Below are 18,448 nucleotides of genomic sequence, written 5' to 3'. Positions count from 1 at the left end.
TGGCGGAGAAGCGCTGTCTGGTGCGGGCCGGTCTTCGATCGAAGCACCCGGGGCTTTCCTGCCCGGGGGCCACTACCGAGGACCGGCGGCTGCGAGGCGCGCTTCTCCTCGTTCGTTTCGTACGGTCGTCCGTACGTTGTCGTGCTGTCCTGCGTTGTCGTGCTGTGTCCTGCGTATTGCGTTGTGCTACCACACTACAAAGCGGCAGTGACACTCCGCACGTTTCCGCACGTACGGGCAATCCGCACATACGGCAAAGGGAGCGACTCCCGATCGTTTCGGGAACCGCTCCCCTTCACGGCGTCCTACTTGGCGCCCGCCGCACCGCGGCGGATGCCCAGGCGGTCCACCAGCGCACGGAAGCGCTGGATGTCCTTCTTGGCCAGGTACTGGAGCAGCCGGCGGCGCTGACCGACCAGGATCAGCAGACCACGACGGGAGTGGTGGTCGTGCTTGTGGGTCTTGAGGTGCTCGGTCAGGTCCGAGATACGGCGCGAGAGCATGGCGACCTGGACCTCGGGGGAGCCGGTGTCGCCCTCCTTCTGACCGAACTCGGTGATGAGCTGCTTCTTCGTAGCGGCGTCGAGCGACACGCGTACTCCTCGTAGTCTGAGATGTGCCACCGAGTGCCCCTGGTCCACTTCTCAGGGGAGCTTCCGTAACTCGGGAGGCGGGATCCGCTGGGCGCTGCCTCCGGAGCGGTGAGCTCCAGGGGTGCGTACACAAACGGCCGCTACCCAGCGTACCAGCCTGGGGGGATGCCTCGGTCCAGGTCCGCGAAGGGCTCCGACCGGCGCGGATACGGCCACTAGGGTGATCCGCGTCCACATGTGGATCGTAGATCTCCGTGTGGAGCGCAGATCACGTCGGTTCGTCCGGAAGGGGTCGCTTCGCCATGGCGGAGACGGAGCAGGAGATCAAGGCACGCAAGGAGCGGGAGCGGGACGAGCTGTACGCCCTCGACATCTCGGGTGTCGAGTGGCGCAGCGCGCCGGGCACGGAGGAGCACGAGGAGCGCGTCGAGATCGCCGACCTGCCCGACGGAGGGATGGCGATGCGTTCGTCGCTCGACCCGGAGACCGTGCTGCGGTACACGGAGGCGGAGTGGACGGCCTTCGTGCTGGGCGCCCGGGACGGCGAGTTCGATCTGGAGCCGGCTCCGGAGGAGCAGCAGTAGTAGTGGCGGGCGTGGAAAAGGGGCGGCACGCGTGTGTGCCGCCCCTTTCGCATGCCTACGACCCCTAGCTGGTCATCGCTCGGGCCTGCGCGTACACGTCGAAGACGGCCAGGGACAGCGGGATCAGGGTGAGCAGCACGAAGCTCTCGGCGATCTCCAGGAAGCGGCCCCAGAAGGGGGTGACTCCGCGCTTGGGGGTGATCAGGGCGATCGCGGTGACCAGCACGGTGGAGGCGCCGACGGCCGCCGCGAGCCAGACGCTGCGGATGTCGAGGGAGGTCGCGTCGCCCAGGACCGCGTCCCGCACGTACGCGTGCGGCGGGTTCAGGGCGAGGCCGAGGCCCAGGAAGACAAGGGCGGCCAGTCCCGCGGCGAGGGTGGCGCCGACCTGGGCGGTGTAGCGGAACAGGTGGGCGCGCATCAGCATCGCGATGCCGGTGGCCAGCGCGAGGAGCTGGGCCCAGATGTCGCTGGAGAAACCGAGGACGATCGAGGCGCCCACGGAGACGAGGGCGCAGCCGCCGACCAGGCCGACAAGGAGTTCGTGGCCGCGCCGGGCGCGGGCCGCGATGCGCTCGGCGTCGACGGGCTCCTGGACCACCGGTTCGGTGTCGCCGTAGCCGCCGCGGTTGGGGTTGGGCGGTTCGAAGCCGATGGGGAGGCGGGCGAAGCGCATGGACAGGCCCGGCAGGAAGGCGAGCGCGCACACGGAGAGCGGGGCGCAGACGGCGGCCGTCTCGATGGGCCTGAGGTCGGTGAGCATCGCGACGAACGTCGTCAGCAGGCCGATCGCGGAGGCGAACACGAAGGCCACGAAGGGGCCGTCGCCGCCGGGCGAGACCAGGGTGAGGACCACGGTGGCGACGAGGACGGCCGCGCAGGCGAGCAGGAACTGGAGCCGCCCGATGCCCTGTCCTTCAGAGAAGGGCAGGAGTCCGGAGCCGGCCACGACGATGTTCGGGAGCGCGCCCAGGCCCAGGGCGACCGCCGAGCCCCGGTCGTCGTACACGCGCGCGCGGACGCAGGCGATGGTGACGAGGAGGAGGCCGGCGAGGCCGGCGACGATGCCCTGGAGGCTGTTCATGTCGTGGTGGATCTGGGAGCTCCAGGCCACGAACGCGAGCAGCGCGGGCAGGACGCCGGCCGCGACGAGACCGGCGGCGCGCGTCAACTCGCCGTTCCACAGGGCACGGTCACGGGTGACGGCGGAGGCGACGGCCTCGGAGACGTCGTCGTAGACGGCGGGCGGCAGGGAGTCGGCGAAGGGGCGCAGGGTGAGCAGTTCGCCGTCGAGGATGCGCTGCGCGGCGAAGGAGCGGGCGCCGTCGAGGACGGTGCCGTCGCGGCGGACCAAGTGGTAGCCGACCGGGGCGCCCTCGGCGAGGCTCTGCTGGGACAGCCGCAGGATCTCCGGGTAGAGGTCGGCGACCGGTACGTCGTCGGGCAGGGCCACGTCGATCCTGCTGTCGGGCGCCACGATGGTGACGCGGCAGAAGCCGAAGCCCATGCCCGCGGCGGAAGGGGCTCCGGTGCCCGATCCACCGGTCGCGCCGGTCGGCGCGGAGGCCGTGATGCTCACCTGCTGTTCCCCCTTGTCAGTGACGGACGGTCCGCGAGGCCGCCGCGCGCGTCCGTCATAGAGATTCCGCCGTAAAGATCCTGTGCAGGTCGTGCCGTGCCACCCGTCCCGTCGGCCAACGGCGCCGTCGCGCCCGGGATTCGACGGGATTCGCCTGCTTCGAACACTGCGGTTTCGCCCGGTTTTCCCGGAACGATTCGCAACTGCTCACACGTCTCACGGGCACCCTACCGCCCGTCGTTGTCAGTGGTTGTCAGTAGGATCGCGCAGTGCGGATCGGCGTCCGCCCGACACGGGGCGGCGGACGAAACAACTCGGTCCGGCAAGGGAATTGGTGCTTAGTGAGCCAGATCGTCGTCAAGCGCCCGCCGAGGTCGCTGCCGAAGGAAGTGCCCACGGACGAGGTCATGCTGCAGGCTCCGCCGGAGCTGCCGCGCGGCCAGCAGGAGGGCGCCATGATGCAGCTCCTGCCCATGCTCGGCATGGGTGGGTCGGTGGTGTTCTTCTTCAACCCCAGTGCCCAGCCGTTCATGAAGATCATGGGCATGGTGATGATCGCGTCCACGGTCGCCATGGGTGTCTCGATGCTGGTCCGCTACCGCCGGGGCAACCAGGGGCAGATGGCCGACATGCGCCGTGACTATCTGCGCTATCTGTCCCAGACCCGGCGTACGGCCCTGGAGACCGCGCGGGCCCAGCGCGACGCCCAGTACTACCTGCACCCTTCGCCGGAGCAACTGTGGGCACTGGTCGCCGAGGGCAGCCGGGTGTGGGAACGCCGCACGAACGACGAGGACTTCGGACAGGTCCGGGTCGGCCTCGGCCCGCAGGGTCTCGCCACTCCCCTGGTCCCGCCGGAGACCGCGCCGGTCGACCAGTTGGAGCCACTGACGGCGGGCGCCATGCAGCGCTTCCTGGCCACGCACAGCACTCTTGAGGACCTGCCGATGGCGGTCTCGCTGCGGGCCTTCTACCACGTGACGATCAGCGGCGAACCGGTCACCGTGCGCGGCACCGCCCGCGCCGTCGCCGCCTCCCTCGCCTCGATGCACTCCCCCGAGGACCTGGTCGTCGCCGTCGCCACCGGGCGTGAGTCGGTGCCCGAGTGGGAGTGGGCGAAGTGGCTCCCCCACGCGCAGGCGCCGGGTCTCGCGGACGGCGCGGGCAGCATGCGCCTGATCAGCACCGACCCGATGGAGCTGGAGGAGATGCTCGCGGACCGTCTCCAGGGCCGCCCGCGTTTCCACCCGGCCGGAGCGCCGGTGCCCGAACAGCCGCACCTGGTGGTCGTGTTGGACGGCGTCTCCTTGCCGCCGACCTCGTTCCTGGCCAGCCCCGAGGGACTCCAGGGAGTGACGATCGTCGAGGTCATGCCCGGCGACCTCAGCAGCGGACGCGGTGACCTCTCGATCGTCGTGCACCCGAAGGAACTCCGCCTGGAGTCGGGCCACGGCATGGTCTACGAAGGCACGCCGGACGTGCTGTCGTACGAGGCCGCCGAGGCGCTGGCCCGTCAACTGGCGCCGCTGCGCATGGTGTCGGGCGGTGACGACGACGAACCACTGCTCGCCAACCTGGAGTTCACGGATCTGCTGAACCTGGGGGACGCGGCCTCCGTCGACCCGAAGCGGACCTGGCGTCCGCGCTCGACGGCCGAGCGGCTGCGGGTGCCGATCGGGCTCGGCGAGGACGGCCGGCCCGTGATGCTCGACCTGAAGGAGGCGGCCCAGGAGGGCATGGGTCCGCACGGGCTGTGTGTCGGCGCGACCGGTTCCGGCAAGTCGGAGCTGCTGCGCACGCTGGTCCTCGGCCTCGCGGTGACGCACTCCTCGGAGACGCTGAACTTCGTCCTCGCCGACTTCAAGGGCGGTGCGACCTTCGCCGGTATGGCGCAGATGCCGCACGTGGCGGCGGTCATCACCAACCTGGCCGACGACCTGACCCTGGTCGACCGTATGGGTGATTCGATCCGCGGCGAGTTGAACCGCCGCCAGGAGATGCTCCGCGACGCGGGCAACTACGCGAACATCCACGACTACGAGAAGGCGCGCGCGGCGGGTGCCCCCCTGCAGCCCGTCCCGTCCCTCGTCCTGGTGATCGACGAGTTCAGTGAACTCCTCACCGCCAAGCCGGACTTCATCGAGATGTTCGTGCAGATCGGCCGCATCGGCCGTTCGCTGGGCGTGCATCTGCTGCTGGCCTCGCAGCGCCTGGAGGAGGGCCGGCTGCGCGGCCTGGAGACATACCTGTCGTACCGGATCGGACTGCGCACGTTCTCGGCGGCCGAGTCGCGGGCGGCCCTCGGGGTGCCGGACGCGTACGAGCTGCCGAACGTGCCGGGCTCCGGCTTCCTGAAGTACGGCACCGACGAGATGGTCCGTTTCAAGGCGGCGTACGTCTCCGGGGTGTACCGCACGAGTTCGCAGCAGTCCGCCGCGCTCGGCGGGCCACTCCCGGTGGACCGCAGGCCGGTGCTGTTCACGGCGGCGCAGGTGCCGGTGCAGTACTCGCCCGTGCCACGTCAGCGTCAGGCGGAGACGGCGGACGAGAAGGACGACGCGCTCGCCGACACCGTGCTCGATGTGATCGTGCGGCGACTGGAGGCACAGGGTCCGGCCGCCCACCAGGTGTGGCTGCCCCCGCTGGACAGCCCGCCGTCGCTCGACTCGCTACTGCCCGGACTCGCGGCCGTACCCGGCCGGGGCATGACGCAGCCGGGCTACGAGGGCGCGGGCCGGCTCGTCGTCCCGGTCGGCCTGGTCGACAAGCCCTACGAGCAGCGGCGCGATCCGCTGTGGACCGACTTCGGCGGCGCGGCCGGCCATATGCAGATCCTGGGCGGCCCGCAGTCCGGCAAGTCGACGCTGCTGCGATCGCTGATCGCGTCGTTCGCGCTCACCCACACCCCGCACGAAGTGCAGTTCTACGCACTGGACTTCGGCGGTGGCGGCCTGTCGGCGGTGGCCGCTCTGCCGCACGTCGGCGGGGTCGCCTCCCGTCTCGACCCGGAGAAGGTCCGGCGTACGGCGGCCGAGGTCTACGGCGTGATGACCCGCCGCGAGGAGTACTTCCGTACGGTCGGCATCTCCTCGATCGCGGAGTTCCGCGCCCGCCGCGCGCGGGGCGACATCTCGGTGGCCGACCAGCCCTGGGGCGACGTCTTCCTCGTCATCGACGGCTGGGGCAACTTCCGTACGGACTATGAGGCGTTGGAGCCGGTCGTGCTGGACATCGCGGCCCGCGGCCTCGGTTACGGCATCCATGTGATCCTCACGGCGTCGCGCTCCATGGAGGTCCGCGCGAACATGAAGGACCACCTGATGAACCGGCTGGAGCTGCGGCTCGGCGACCCGATGGACTCGGAGTTCGACCGCAAGGTCGCCGCCAACGTGCCCACGGGCGTGCCCGGTCGGGGCCAGACCCCGCAGAAGCAGCACTTCATGGCGGCCGTCCCGCGCATCGACGGTCTGTCCTCCGACACGGACCTCGCGGAGGCGACGACGGCTCTCGCGGCCGAGGTCGCCCGTCACTGGCAGGAGCCCGGAGCGCCCGAAGTCCGCCTGCTGCCAAGGGAGTTCGCTGCGGCCCAACTGCCTCCCGGCGACCGTTCCCCGAAGCGGGGCGTCTCCTTCGCGCTCGACGAGGACAATCTGGAGCCGGTGTTCGTCGACTTCGACCAGGACCCGTTCTTCCTGGTCTTCGGCGAGAGCGAGTCCGGCAAGTCGAACCTGCTGAAGCTCATCATCAAGCGACTCACCGAGCGCTACGAGGGCAGCGCGTGCAAGCTCTTCGTGGTCGACAACCGGCGTTCCCTGCTGGGCGTGACCCCGACCTCGCACCTCGCCGAGTACATCCCCATGTCGAACCAGATGCAGCACCACATGGACGCGCTGGCCGACCTGATGCAGCGCCGGACACCGACGTCCGACGTCACACCGCAGCAGCTCCGGGACCGGAGTTGGTGGCGCGGCCCGCAGGTGTTCGTGATCATCGACGACTACGACCTGGTGTCCACGTCGAGCGGCAACCCGCTGTCGGGCCTGACGGAACTCCTGCCGTTCGCCCGGGACGTGGGCGTGCGCTTCGTCATCGCCCGCTCCACGGCGGGTGCGGGGCGGGCCGGTTACGAGTCCTTCATGCAGCGGATGAAGGAACTCGGCGCGCAGGGCGTGGTGTTGGCGGGCGACCCGGCCGAGGGCGACCTCCTGGGCGGCGTCCGGCCGCGGCCGATGCCCGCCGGGCGGGGCGTGTTCGTGTCCCGGAGACGCGGCAAGCCGCTGGTCCAGGTCGGCCAGGTCCCCGACACGACGGAGTGAGGAAGGCGACGGCGGGAGCGGTCCGGAAGGCAGTGCGGCCGACCGTCCTCGGTGTCCCGCTGCCGGTGGCGCTCGTCGTCTCGGCGGGGTACGGCTGGTACCGGTGGAGCGACACCGGCAAGCCCGGCGCTACGCGGACAAGCCGGCGACGGACTGCGACGGACTGATCCCCTACAAGGAGTCGGCTGTCTTCACCTCACTCGACATCGACGCCGGGTGGTCCCGTGATCTGCACGACGGCTTCGACGACGAACGCTTCGACACCTGTCAGGTCGCCGATCTGCTGGTGACCGTCGGGCTGGTCGCCAAGGACGTCGTGGGGTCCGAGTCCAGTTTCGACATCTTGGACATGCTGCACACGCAGTCGGCGGACACCCTGCCGGTGGCGCTCGGCGGCGGCTGGTACGGGTACGGCTACACGGACCGGCGCAACACCGCGGTGGTGCTGCCCTGCGCCGACAGGCCCGTCTCCCTCGTCGTGTCGACAGTGGACGACGGGTCCCACCGCGACAGCGACACCGAGGTCCACGCCGTCGCGGTGCTAGCGGCCGCCACCGCGCGGAAGGCGGCCGAACGCCGGTCGTGCGAGGCCGAGTTCGGTGGCCGTATCGTCGCGCTCGCGACCGAGACCGAGCACGCTTCGGCGGAGACAGCGACAGGCATGTGCCGCGGCGTCGGCGTGTCCGAGGGCGCGGGCGGTGTGTCCGCGGATGAAGGCGGTGCGTCCGCGGACGAGGACATCGTCTGGGCCGAGGAGACCGAGGCGTCCGGCTCGACCCCGCTGGAGGGCTGCCTGCTCGGCGGTGACTGCTACGCGGAGAGGCCGGGAGGTCCCTGGGCCCGAGGCGACGGCTCGAGGTGTCGGCCTCGGCCAGGAAGCGCCGTGGATCAGCCTTCGGCAGGGGTGTGCTCGGCAGGGCGGTGCGGTCGCCGTCGGCGCTGCGGGTGATGAAGGGGCGCTCGGGGACGGGGGTGTGGACTGGGAGGCGGCTGTCGAGCCGGGTGACGATCGGTAGGGGCCTATCCGGCGGATCTGCCGTGTCGCGGCCGTGGGGCGTCCGCGTTCCGGCGTGGGCGTTGCTTCCGGCATGGGCATGCGCCCATCTTCCCGTCCTCGCCCTAGTTCCTCGTCCTCGTCCTCGCCCTCGCCCTCGCCCTCGTTCATGGCTAGGTACAGCAGCGGGGTGGACGCCTCCCGCGCGCGCCCACCCCGGTTGCTTCTGCTTTCGTCGTCCTACTGGAAGTAGCTGGCGGCCTTCTTGTCGCCTTCCATGTAGGTACCGCCCGACGTGTACACGACGTGGCCGATGCCGGTCAGCGCGGTGTGGATGTCGTTGGCTTCCTTGTCCCACCGGTGCAGCTTCTCGTTGAAGGTGTTCTGCGCGTCACCCTCCCAGTACTGCAGGCTCTTCACGACCAGCGCGCGAAGCTCCTGAAGGTCCTGCTCCAGCTGCTTCGCCTCGTTGCCGATCTTCGTGGCCGCGAAGTCCAGCCCGTCATAAGTGACGGAAAGGCCGTCGGAGTTACGGCTCATGCGTGTGTACCTCGTCTCGTTCGAATGGGGCTGTGGGAACTGAGTGCGAACTGGGGCGAGCCCAGCCGGAACTCAGTAGGAGCTGAGCGAGGACGTGGGCACGGTCGGCGCGCCGTCCTGGAGGTCGATCTTGTTGACCGCCGCGCGGACTTCGTCTTCCTTGCTGTCCTTGATGTTCCGCGTCGCGGTCATCGCCTCGATGACGTCACCGAGAATGGTGCCGATCTTCTGCAGCGACTCATTGATCTCGTACTGCTTCTTGTCGAACGCGGCACGACCGATACCGTGCCACTGGCCTTCGAGCCCGTCGATCACACCCTGAAGCCCGTGCACGCGCTTGGCGATGCCGTCGTACTTGTCGAGCATCTGCTTCTGAATATCGACTACTGCGGCATCTTCGAGCTTCTGCTTGTTGGACATGGTCAGCTCACCCTTCTTGTGTTGACTGAATCGCGGTCTGCGTGGATATCCCGGTCACCTGGCTCGCCGTGCGCGCGTTACGGCCACGCCCGCGCCGGCGATGACGAGCACTGCGGCGGCACCGCCGAGTGCGATCCAGAGCGTGTTGCTGTTGTCGGACGACTCGGCGCTCGAACCTGCTGCCGAGGTACCGCCGGTGGAACCCTTCCCCTGAGCCTTCGACGTGGCCGACGCGGACGGAGTCGATGCGGCCGAGGAGGAACTCGCCGACTTGGCCAGCAGGTCGCCGCCGCCGTTCTCCTTCGCGAGCGGGTCGACGTCGGCGGCACCCGCGTCGTACTTGGCGTTCTCCAACACCTTCCGCGGACGGACAAACCCGTAACCGGCGTACTTGCTCGGGTCGTTCTCCGGCCACGTCCGGCTCGCCGTGTCGATCAGGGCGCGGGTGACCTGGTTGACGGTCCAGGTGGGGTGGGCGGACCAGATGAGGGCGGCGGAGGCGGAGGCTAGCGCGGTCGCCGTACTCGTGCCGGGCATATCGCAGTATGTACGGAAGGCGGTATCGCACCACCCAGGAATGCCCTCACCGGGTGCCACTAGGTCGACGAAATTTCCGTACGAGGAAAACTTCGTCACAGTGAACGACGAGTTGACCGCGGCGATGCCGAGCACGTAGGGGTAGGCGGCGGGATAGTCAATATTGCCAGTGCCTTTACCGGTACCCGAATTTCCCACTGCGGCGACCATCAACTTGCCTTTTGAGGCGGCATACTTGACCGCTGCCTCCACCTGAGGGCTGACAAACCCTCCGAAGGACATGCTGATGATCTTTGCATCGGTGTCGGCTGCGGCCCTGATCGCCTGCCACGGCTTGGGAGTCTTCTTCTCTTCCGCTGCACCGGCCTTAAACCCTTGGAAGACGGCGCGATAGGGGACGATCTTCGCGCCCGGCGCCAGCCCTTGGAGGCTACCGCCGGATCCGGTACCCGCAATCAACTCGGCCATGGTTGTCCCATGGCCGTCGTAGTCGACCGTCGAGCGGTACGCGACCGACTTAGGCACCTCATCGACCAGGACCTGGCCCTTCAAGGAAGGTGTATTCGGGTTTACTCCGCTGTCGATGACAGCGACCTTTACACCCTTCCCCGTGCTCACCTTCCACATCTGGTGAACCTGCATCTCGTCCAGGTACCACTGCTTCGACTGAACGTCGTCAGCGCCGGCATTGGGCGCGAATCCCACGCTCGCTACAGCCAGGGCGCCGAGGACCGCACCTACGGCACGTACTCGTCCGGCACGGCGTGTCCTGAGCAGCGCAGCCCTCCGGGCTGGACGGCTGTTCCCTGACTTCATGACGTTGACTGTCCTCGCTCGCGCTCAGTTGACGACCGGCGGCACATCGCGCCGCAGCTGGATGGGCAGGTGTGTCTCTTCATCCTCAACGAGATGGTCGGGGCAGGAAGCCCCGTCCGCTCGTTCCTTGTCACCGGGCTTCCCTTGGCTGCCAGGTCCGCGTACGAGACCGGATCCACCGCGCGTCATGCCATTGCGTTCGGCTCGGGCAACGGATTTACGTTCGGTGGGCACGGCCGTCACGCTCTCGGACGCGCCCGTACCGCCACGGGCCTTCGATGCGTTCGGGGCCGGCCTGGCAGCAGGATCGGGCGCTCCGAAGACACCACGCTGCCCCGGTCGACCTGGCACGGACCGAGAACCGGCCGCTTCCTCTGCACCGATGACGTTGCCACGGGGAATCCTGGATCCGCCCTTAGCCGTATTGCCTGTGCCGTTCGTGGGCCGTCCGCCCACAACACCATTCGAACGACCGGCACCGGTGGCCGAACCACCGTTGGCTCGCGGAGTGGTCGTACCGCTCGCTCTCGGAGTACCGCCGGTGACACCACGGCCCATCGGGGACGGCTTGGCTCCAGCGGCGGAGCCCTTGGCCAGCGACCGGCCGGTCTCGGTGGCCCGGCCCATTTGACTCGTGGGCCCGCGACTTGCGGACCGCCCCGTGTTTGAGTTCCTCAGGTCCGATGTACCGCTGCGCCCTTGCGCAGAGACCGTGTTCCGAAAGCCTCCGGAACCACCCGTGCTCCTGCCCAGGGGACCGTTGGGCATGGGGGTTCCGAAGCCGCTGTCGAAGGCGCTGGCCTGACCACCCCCAGGTACAGGGGTACCTGTGACCGGCGGATTGTGGACCGTCGCAGGTGTAGTGGTGGCCGGTGGCAATGTGCCCACGCTGTCGATGTTCGTATGCGTGGGAACGTCAGGAGATACGACGTGACTGGTGACGTGCTTGGCAGACGGTGTGACGTCGCTAACGACGTGCTTGCCCGAATCACCCGTGGTCGACGCGACCGGGGTGTGATGCCCCGCGGTATTGACCGTAGTTGTCCTTTGTACGTCGTCCCCGCCTGACTTCGGGGAGCCGCCGCGCCTTAGCGTCGTAACAGGTTGCGGCACACCCACATCCGGCATGGTCGTGAACTCAGGCGCCTTGCTGTTCAGCGCCGCCAGCTCATCCTTGGACACCACGTAGTACGACGACAGCCGATTCATCTGGTTGATCGCCTCTTGACGATCCTTCTCCACGCGTACGGCCGCGGTGTACTCGTCCTTGTTCGCGACCTTCTCCGCCGCCGTGAACGTCGCGGGGTGTTTCCGCTCCACCTGCGTATCGCGAGCGGGCATGGCGCTGCGCACCGACGCCAGCCCCATGGCGGCGGCGGTGATCTGATCGCCCGCGCCCCCGGCGAACGTGCTCAGGCTCTGCGTCTGGGTGACGAGTTCCTTCCCCCACTTACGGAACGCGTCGCCCGACTCGCCGGCCCACTGAACCTTGTCGATGTGACCGCTGAGCTCCTCGGCCGCCGCCTTGATCGCGTCACGCGCGTCCCACAGAGCCTTGCCGGAGGACTCCAGATCCTCCGGGTTCGTCCGCTCCACGAGGTCGATCATCTCGTTGAGCGGGCGGCTCTCGAAGTTCGTACGACGGTCGCCGGCCGGCCCGTGCACGGAGTCATGGACGGCCTGGCCCTGCGACGTGCTCTCGACCACCGCGCGCACGGGGTTGTAGACGAGGCCGGCCAGGAGCCCGCTCTCTCGCGGACGCTCCTCGACACCCCGAGCCAGGTCGGTGAACTGATTCTGGCTGGCGACCCTTCTCAGGTCCGCCTTGTGCTGATGGTCAGTCATCGTCACCCACTCATCCCGGAGTTGGCGGTGTTGGTGCGCTCGGGACCCGAGTCGGTGTTGATCCTCGCGATCTCCGTCTGGATCTCCCAGAACCGCCGACGCTGATCTTCTTCCACCCCGTCGAACGTTCCCCTGGCACCCTGCACGGCGATACCGATCGCCTCGATCTGCAGATGCAGCGTCTTGGAGAGAGAGGTGAGCTTGTTGTGGACCGCGTGGTACTCGTCGTACAGACCGTCCGCCTCGTGGAAAGCGCCGCGCCCACCCCTGTGGATCGACCCCGCGCTGACCGTCTGAGCACCCACCCGTTTCGGATTCCCCGCCGACCCCTCAAGATCGCGCAGAACCTTGTCCACCCGGTTCACGAAGTCGGTCAGCGCTTCGCTACTCGCCTCCAGGTCCTTCGCGCTGGTAGCCGACACGTCCCCCACCACGTCTGCCGGAACCACGACGCCCCTCCCCGTTTCCCCGTACATCCATCGGCCGCGGCCAAGCCGCGCCGATCCCATCCGCTCACCGTACGATCGCAAACCGAGCCGCACCTGACAACGCGTTTACCACTGTAGTCAACCTGTACATCGGCTCCAACCGGGCTGTGTGTTAACTCAGTTACGCAACCGGCCCGGACGCCACATTTTGCCCGATTCGCCGGTTCGGCTCCCACCGGTCACACGGCTCCTGATGGCGTTACCCATCCTCCGGCGGCCCAATCGTGACCACGACCATCCTCCTCGAACACGTCACGCTTCACGATCTTCATCACATTTCCACACGCTACGGACCGTCGGCGCGGGCAACTCCCGTACGCCGCTTCCCCCATGACCGCTGCCACAGCCAGGCCGACGCCGCAACGGCACCGGGGATGGCCGCCGGAGTGTTCGACAGCCGACACACACCCGGCGACAAGCGACAGCGCGCCCGGAGTCCCGACCCGGCGACTCCCTCCCCCGCCGACGACACGGCCTCGAAAGATCTTTGCGACTACAAAACCTGAGCCTGACAAACCAGTTGCCGCGTTGACGCCGGCTTTGCCCTGCCGCGAACGCGCTCATTGGGCAAAGCGCAAACTACGGGGCATAACGGAATACGGGGGCCATGGGGAGGTATCCGCGCAGGGCGTGGGACGAATGGGAGCAGCTCAAGGCCCGGGCGGCGGAGCGGCACTCGGCGACGACGGAGTTGAACCAGCTGCCTGCGGACTCGGACGGAAGCAACGGCGAGGACAGTCCGCAGGGTGATCTGCGCGTCAACCAGGAGGACTTGGCCGCGCTCGACCACGACGCCGAACACCGAGCCCCACAGACCCAGCCGCTCCTGGACGCCACCGCCCACATCTCCAACCGCCTCGACTACACCAGGCGAGGCGATCACCAACTAGGCGACGGAGACGCGAACGCGGCGTCCGACACCGCGCCCCCGTGACCATCGAAACGTACAAGCTCAACCAGAATCACGATGCCCAAGCCCCCGAAGACCTGACCCGCATCGGATTCGGACACGGAGCCGCCGTGAAGCTCGCCCAGGAGATCAACTGCCTCGCGGAGAGCGAACTCCCTGCCCCCTTGGGCAACTTGAAGAAGTTCGCTTGAATCCCAGCCGTCTTCCCCGAAACTTCACACCCCGACAATCCCCACATTACGGACCTGACCAGGACTTTACCCAGGGCAGGTTGCTAGCTTGACCGGAGATCAGGTGTCGAGCACACGGGGGAAGGGTCCGTCCATGGCGTGGGAAGAGTGGGAGCAGCTCAAGGCTCAGGCCGCCGATCGGCAGTCGCCTGCCATGCGGTTGAACCATGTCGACGGTGGCGGCGGGACGTACGGCCCCTATGTGCTGCCGAAGGAGTACGGCGATCTCCGGGTCGGGCAGAAGGACCTGGCCAAGATCGGGAGTGCCGCGAACTCCCTCTACAACCAACTGTGGGACAAGGCCCGCGTCGCCGTGCCCAGCAGTGACTCCGCGGCCGGTGATCTGTCGAAGCAGGGGTTCGCGCTCGGTGCCGGACTCCAGCACGTGTCGGCGCGGTGGGAGGAGCAGCTCAAGTCCCTGATGGACGCGTGCGCGCAGATCTCCAACCACATGCACACCACGACGAAGCTGCACGCCGGTGACGAGGGCTATATCCAGCGGCAGATGAGCAGCATCGACACGCTGGACGCCGGTTTCGACGAACGGGTCGGCGCGCCAGGCGAGAAGAACCCCGTCTATTACGGGGACAAGGACAAGAAGGACGAGAAGGAGTAGTGACCGCCGGATGGGCGGCGGCTCGGGTGCACGCCACCGGAGGCGGCGCCCGCTTCCGTACTGACCTCCTCACTTCCCCACCTCCTCATCTCCTCTCTCGCCTTCTCCAAGGACACCCACCCATGCAACTCGACGCTCTCCGCGACGCGAATTTCAAGCTGCTCGACGACGCCGTCACCGACTGGTCGACGCTCGTCGGGCACCTTGAGGAACTCAAGAAGGACGCCGAGGACGACCTTCACCAGGCCGCCAACAAGGCCGACTGGGCCGGTGTGAACGCCAAGGTGTCCAAGGAGTTCATCGGGAAGACCGCCGGCGAGTTCACCGACGCGCACACCCAGGCCAAGTCGATCCGCAACATCCTCAGCGACACCCGGGACGAACTGAAGGGCTACCACGGGCAGTTGGTCGACGCCATCGAGGGCGGCCGGAAGAAGAACCTCACGGTCATCGGCTACGACGGTGGTTTCACGGTCACGACGAACGTTCCGCCGGAGGGCCGCACCCAGGGGGACAAGGACAACGCGACCGAGATCACCGCGCTCCGGGACCAGATCCAGGGGATTCTGAACAAGGCGACCGAGAGCGACGACACGGCCAGGACGGTCCTCCAAGCCATCGCCGATCAGAGCCAGTCGGGCTTCACGGATGCCGACTACGCCAACCGGGACGACGCGGCCGCGGCCGTCAAGGAAGCCGACGCGCTGGCCGAGCTCGCGAAGAAGAACCCCGACGATCTGACGGTCGCGGACTTCGACCGGCTCAACGCGGGGCTCAAGAAGTACGGCGGCGACGAACTCTTCGCGGAGCGGTTCGCCACGCGTCTCGGGCCGCAGAAGACCCTGGAGTTCTGGACCGGGATCACGGACGCCAACAGGGGAAACTACGAACTGGGGCGCGAGCGGCTCGATCAATTCGACGATCTGCAGCGCAACTTGAGCATGACGCTGGCCCACGCGTCGCAGAGCGACTCGGCGGCGATGGCCGACTGGAAGCGCACAATGATCGACATCGGCGACAAGCCGTTGTACGGCGACCGCGGTGGCCCGATGGGCTTCCAGGTCATGAGCAACCTCATGCGGGCCGGCGACTACGACGACCGGTTCCTTGAGGACTACGGCACAAAGCTCATGGAAACCGAGCGCAAGCTCACCGGCAACGGCGCGCACCGCAACGGGTTCTGGCAGCTCATGGGCGGGGATCCCTGGCTGAACCGCATCGGCGACGACAGCGGCTCCGATCCGCTCACCGGTTACCTCAAGGGCCTGTCCAACAGCCCTGACGCGGCTACCTCGTTCTTCAACCAGGAGTACGTCTCGCAGGACGACCCGGACAACCCCTTCGAGCGGGACTCGGACGACGAGAACGACTACAAAGGCAAGGTCACGCTCTCCAACTTCCAGTACCTGTTCGAGGAACGGGACTGGCCCCAGGAAGTGGACCTCCACGGGGAGGACATCCACACCGGTCAGAACAATCTGGCCCAGGCGCTGGAGGCGGCCACCACGGGGCACCCGGCCGGGGAGATGCCCACGGCCGACACCCCGGCCCACAGTGCCGAGCAGGCAAAGCTCATGGAGAACATCGTCCATTCGATCTCCGAGGACCCGTCCCGCCTGAGCAAGAACGGCTACATGTCGGACAGCATGGGGCAGATCGCCGCGGAGTACATGCCTGACATCAATCGCCAGTTGCACGCGGGGCAGGACCACGAGACGGCGCTCTTCCCCATCGCGGGAACCGCGGCCACCCCCGACGAGAGGGACGTGACGAGGTTCCTCTACACGGTCGGCCAGAATCCCGAAGGGTATGCCGCCGTGAACCTGGGCCAGCACAGCTACACGACGCAGCTGATGCAACATCACTTCCAGCATCCCGATGCCTATGTCCAGGATCCGTCGTTCAGCGAGAGCGACAACCTCAAGCAGGGGATCGACGGCGTGGCCCGGACAGCGGGCCAGATCGAGGGCATCCTCGGCGCCGGACGCGCCTATGCGGGCGAACTCGAGGGAGGCGCCAAGGACGCCGAATACAACGCCGCCCTGGAGAACGCGAGCACGTGGGGCGGAACCGCCATCGGCATCGGCGTCGGCATGGCCACGGAGCCGCTCACCGGGCCGGGTGGCGCCATCATCGGCGATCTGGCGGGGACGGCCGCCGACGAGATCATCGGCTCCATCACCGAGGGAGCCATGAAGGACAGTTCCGGCGAAGTGATCTACCGCAACGGTGCGAGCTTCCAGGACACCTCCGACTCGACATACAAGTTGGTCGAAGCCGCGGCCAGGAAGGCGGGCGAGAACTCCGGTCACCGCCATCCCCTGATCGAGGCGTCCGTCGCGACCTCAGCGGAGGACGGATTCGACTCGGCAGGCAGGAAGGTCCACCAGTACCTCGACGGAGAGGGCATCCCTCGGCAACTCGACACGGAAGACTGAAAAGTGAAACTCACTCGTTCGAAGACTCTTCTCGCCTGCGCGGTGTTCGTCTCACTGGCTCTCCTCGTGGGCATCGCCTACGCGGTCAAGCTTCCGCCCTTCGAGGAGGTGGGCGACATCCAGGCATCAGATGTGTGTACGACCATGGGGTCCGCGTCCACAAGTGCCGCCGCCTTGAAGCGGGTGCTGCCCGAGAAGTCGTCGTACTCGTTCGACGACAGCCTGACGGACCTCCGCCTCGACGACACCGACGACACGTACCAGACAGACTGCGCCGTGGACGGAGACGGTGAACAACTCGCTTGGACAGGGGCCGAGTTGCTGGAGTACGACACAACGCAGACATGGGCAGAGGAAGTACTCGGCCAGTACGACTCCGTGTCGTCACTGACGCCGTTCACGGCTGGGGACAAGGCACTCGCCTCGGCCAAGGTCGCGGCGATCTACCTCCCCTGCACATCACACGGAGCCAGCCGTCACCTCAGCGTGGTCGTCAATCTGAAGAAACAGGGCAACGCCGACGACTCGGCACTGCGCGACGGCCTCATCACCCTGGCCAGGAACGCTGCCGAATACGCCCACACCAAGGCGAAATGCGACGCACAGGCCAAACTCGGCGAAGGTTCGTAGGCGGCCGCGCAGGGCCCGAAGTCCGTCTGAAGGGTGATAGCGGTGGCTGCCCCGGCCATCGTCACCCCGTTCAACACGCCCCCTCCCGCGTCTCCACCCCCAGCCGATACCCGGCATACGTCAACGTCCCCACCCCGCCGCTGATCCCCGGCGGGGTGTAGTCGTGTGCCTTCGAGCGCGTGCGGAGGACATGGGTGCAGAAGGTCTTGTCCGTGCCGTGGGCCGTGATCGTGAGGTTGGCCTCGGTGGGTGTGTCGGTGGGGGACGGTTCGGCGGTGATGCCGGCCTGAGGGGCGTCGGCGGCGCCGTTCTCGGTGATCCTGTCCTCGATCAGGGACTTGTAGTCGTCGAAGGAGAGCGGGGTGTCCGACTGGTCGACCTGGAAGGTGAAGCCGTCCAGGTCGGACGTCGCGCCGCGCACCGCGCTCGTCAACTCGCCCTCGCTCCACGCCAGATCGTCGGAGACGCCGAAACCCTGGAGGGCCGTGCAGAGGCCGAGGCCGGCCATCGCGACGAGGACGACGCGGGCCACGGTGAAGGAGGCGTCGGGGACTTCGGGGGCCGACGGGTTGATGCCCGACCGCCACGCGCGCACCCGGTCCGCCCTCACACAGGCCATGGCCAGGAGTACGGCGGACAGGACGAGGACGAACACGTTCAGCTTGGTCAGCGTGTCCATCGGCCGCCCACCGCAAGGTCGTTGATGTTCACTTCCGTCAACTGCCCATCAGGTAGGGGTTGTTGGTGCTCACTCCGACAACGGACCGGCAAGGGACCGGCAACAGACCGGCAACGGACCGGCAGGGGGCTGGCAACAGCGCGTCAACCGCCCGTCCCACCCGTCACCCGTCCACCCCGCCGACGCGCATCCCGTACCGCCACCGCGGTCCCTCCGAGCCCCGCCACCACGAC

Annotated in this window: 16 protein-coding genes; 8 read left to right on the top strand and 8 right to left on the bottom strand. The window is 67.7% G+C overall.

Translation table 11 applies throughout. The annotated features are described in order from the left end of the window. Positions 1-305: 305 nt before the first annotated feature. A complete protein-coding gene (gene rpsO, locus JHN63_RS24160) occupies positions 306-593 on the bottom strand; it encodes a 30S ribosomal protein S15 (RefSeq protein WP_019075416.1) in 288 nt (95 codons plus the stop codon). Between the two features lie 302 nt (positions 594-895). On the opposite strand from rpsO, the gene JHN63_RS24155 reads away from it, so the two are divergent. After that, positions 896-1,177, top strand: coding sequence for a DUF397 domain-containing protein (locus JHN63_RS24155; RefSeq protein ID WP_200683910.1), 282 nt, complete (start codon positions 896-898; stop codon positions 1,175-1,177). A 64-nt stretch (positions 1,178-1,241) separates the two neighbouring features. Here the strand turns inward: JHN63_RS24155 and eccD are convergent, their stop codons facing one another. Beyond that, the gene (eccD, locus tag JHN63_RS24150; protein ID WP_307781966.1) at positions 1,242-2,756 is read right to left on the bottom strand and encodes a type VII secretion integral membrane protein EccD; all 1,515 of its coding nucleotides are present in this window, start codon (positions 2,754-2,756) and stop codon (positions 1,242-1,244) included. Positions 2,757-3,097: 341 nt separating this feature from the next. Between eccD and eccCa the strand changes: the two genes are divergently transcribed. Both eccCa and JHN63_RS24140 read left to right on the top strand, forming a co-directional pair. Further along, on the top strand, positions 3,098-7,072 hold the full coding sequence (gene eccCa, locus JHN63_RS24145; RefSeq protein WP_200683908.1) for a type VII secretion protein EccCa: 3,975 nt from the start codon (positions 3,098-3,100) through the stop codon (positions 7,070-7,072). A 103-nt stretch (positions 7,073-7,175) separates the two neighbouring features. After that, positions 7,176-8,021 (top strand): hypothetical protein, encoded by an 846-nt coding sequence (locus JHN63_RS24140; protein ID WP_200683899.1) that lies wholly within the window; start codon positions 7,176-7,178, stop codon positions 8,019-8,021. Positions 8,022-8,306: 285 nt separating this feature from the next. On the opposite strand, the gene JHN63_RS24135 is transcribed toward JHN63_RS24140, so the two are convergent. The 5 genes from JHN63_RS24135 to JHN63_RS24115 form a co-directional block, all read right to left on the bottom strand. Then, a complete protein-coding gene (locus tag JHN63_RS24135) occupies positions 8,307-8,606 on the bottom strand; it encodes a WXG100 family type VII secretion target (protein WP_043683472.1) in 300 nt (99 codons plus the stop codon). Between the two features lie 72 nt (positions 8,607-8,678). Then, on the bottom strand, positions 8,679-9,026 hold the full coding sequence (locus tag JHN63_RS24130) for a WXG100 family type VII secretion target (protein ID WP_200683897.1): 348 nt from the start codon (positions 9,024-9,026) through the stop codon (positions 8,679-8,681). 54 nt (positions 9,027-9,080) lie between these two features. Beyond that, positions 9,081-10,268, bottom strand: a complete 1,188-nt coding sequence (locus JHN63_RS24125; RefSeq protein WP_307781965.1) for a S8 family serine peptidase — start codon at positions 10,266-10,268, stop codon at positions 9,081-9,083. Positions 10,269-10,403: 135 nt separating this feature from the next. Next, positions 10,404-12,224: a WXG100 family type VII secretion target gene (locus JHN63_RS24120; RefSeq protein WP_200683887.1), complete on the bottom strand. Its 1,821-nt coding sequence runs from the start codon at positions 12,222-12,224 to the stop codon at positions 10,404-10,406. 2 nt (positions 12,225-12,226) lie between these two features. Continuing rightward, positions 12,227-12,673 carry a hypothetical protein gene (locus tag JHN63_RS24115; protein ID WP_307781964.1) on the bottom strand — a complete coding sequence of 149 codons (447 nt, stop codon included), beginning with the start codon at positions 12,671-12,673 and terminating at the stop codon, positions 12,227-12,229. 646 nt (positions 12,674-13,319) lie between these two features. Here JHN63_RS24115 and JHN63_RS24110 point away from each other — a divergent pair. The 5 genes from JHN63_RS24110 (at position 13,320) to JHN63_RS24090 (ending at position 17,536) form a co-directional block, all read left to right on the top strand. Next, entirely contained in the window at positions 13,320-13,646 is a 327-nt protein-coding gene (locus JHN63_RS24110) for a hypothetical protein (RefSeq protein WP_200683885.1), read from the top strand. Then, the gene (locus tag JHN63_RS24105) at positions 13,643-13,813 is read left to right on the top strand and encodes a hypothetical protein (protein WP_200683883.1); all 171 of its coding nucleotides are present in this window, start codon (positions 13,643-13,645) and stop codon (positions 13,811-13,813) included. The genes JHN63_RS24110 and JHN63_RS24105 overlap by 4 nt, the downstream gene beginning before the upstream one ends. A gap of 133 nt (positions 13,814-13,946) precedes the next feature. After that, a complete protein-coding gene (locus JHN63_RS24100) occupies positions 13,947-14,468 on the top strand; it encodes a hypothetical protein (RefSeq protein WP_200683881.1) in 522 nt (173 codons plus the stop codon). 122 nt (positions 14,469-14,590) lie between these two features. Then, on the top strand, positions 14,591-16,906 hold the full coding sequence (locus JHN63_RS24095) for a hypothetical protein (RefSeq protein ID WP_200683879.1): 2,316 nt from the start codon (positions 14,591-14,593) through the stop codon (positions 16,904-16,906). Positions 16,907-16,909: 3 nt separating this feature from the next. Continuing rightward, complete coding sequence (locus JHN63_RS24090; RefSeq protein ID WP_307781963.1) at positions 16,910-17,536, top strand: hypothetical protein; 627 nt, start codon at positions 16,910-16,912, stop codon at positions 17,534-17,536. A gap of 70 nt (positions 17,537-17,606) precedes the next feature. Here JHN63_RS24090 and JHN63_RS24085 read toward each other — a convergent pair whose 3' ends face one another. Beyond that, complete coding sequence (locus tag JHN63_RS24085; RefSeq protein ID WP_200683877.1) at positions 17,607-18,215, bottom strand: hypothetical protein; 609 nt, start codon at positions 18,213-18,215, stop codon at positions 17,607-17,609. Between the last annotated feature and the right edge of the window lie 233 nt (positions 18,216-18,448).

The organism is Streptomyces sp. MBT65, from assembly GCF_016612545.1.
Taxonomy (GTDB): domain Bacteria; phylum Actinomycetota; class Actinomycetes; order Streptomycetales; family Streptomycetaceae; genus Streptomyces.
The sequence above is the reverse complement of the archived record's forward strand: the minus strand, read 5'-3'. Positions and strand labels throughout refer to the sequence as shown.

What these genes read in the sequence shown, in the direction of transcription:
- JHN63_RS24155 (WP_200683910.1), top strand. Translation starts at nt 896, where the DNA reads ATGGCGGAGACGGAGCAGGAGATCAAGGCACGCAAGGAGCGGGAGCGG.
- JHN63_RS24135 (WP_043683472.1), bottom strand. Translation starts at nt 8,606, where the DNA reads ATGAGCCGTAACTCCGACGGCCTTTCCGTCACTTATGACGGGCTGGAC.
- JHN63_RS24130 (WP_200683897.1), bottom strand. Translation starts at nt 9,026, where the DNA reads ATGTCCAACAAGCAGAAGCTCGAAGATGCCGCAGTAGTCGATATTCAG.
- JHN63_RS24120 (WP_200683887.1), bottom strand. Translation starts at nt 12,224, where the DNA reads ATGACTGACCATCAGCACAAGGCGGACCTGAGAAGGGTCGCCAGCCAG.
- JHN63_RS24110 (WP_200683885.1), top strand. Translation starts at nt 13,320, where the DNA reads ATGGGGAGGTATCCGCGCAGGGCGTGGGACGAATGGGAGCAGCTCAAG.
- JHN63_RS24100 (WP_200683881.1), top strand. Translation starts at nt 13,947, where the DNA reads ATGGCGTGGGAAGAGTGGGAGCAGCTCAAGGCTCAGGCCGCCGATCGG.
- JHN63_RS24095 (WP_200683879.1), top strand. Translation starts at nt 14,591, where the DNA reads ATGCAACTCGACGCTCTCCGCGACGCGAATTTCAAGCTGCTCGACGAC.
- JHN63_RS24085 (WP_200683877.1), bottom strand. Translation starts at nt 18,215, where the DNA reads ATGGACACGCTGACCAAGCTGAACGTGTTCGTCCTCGTCCTGTCCGCC.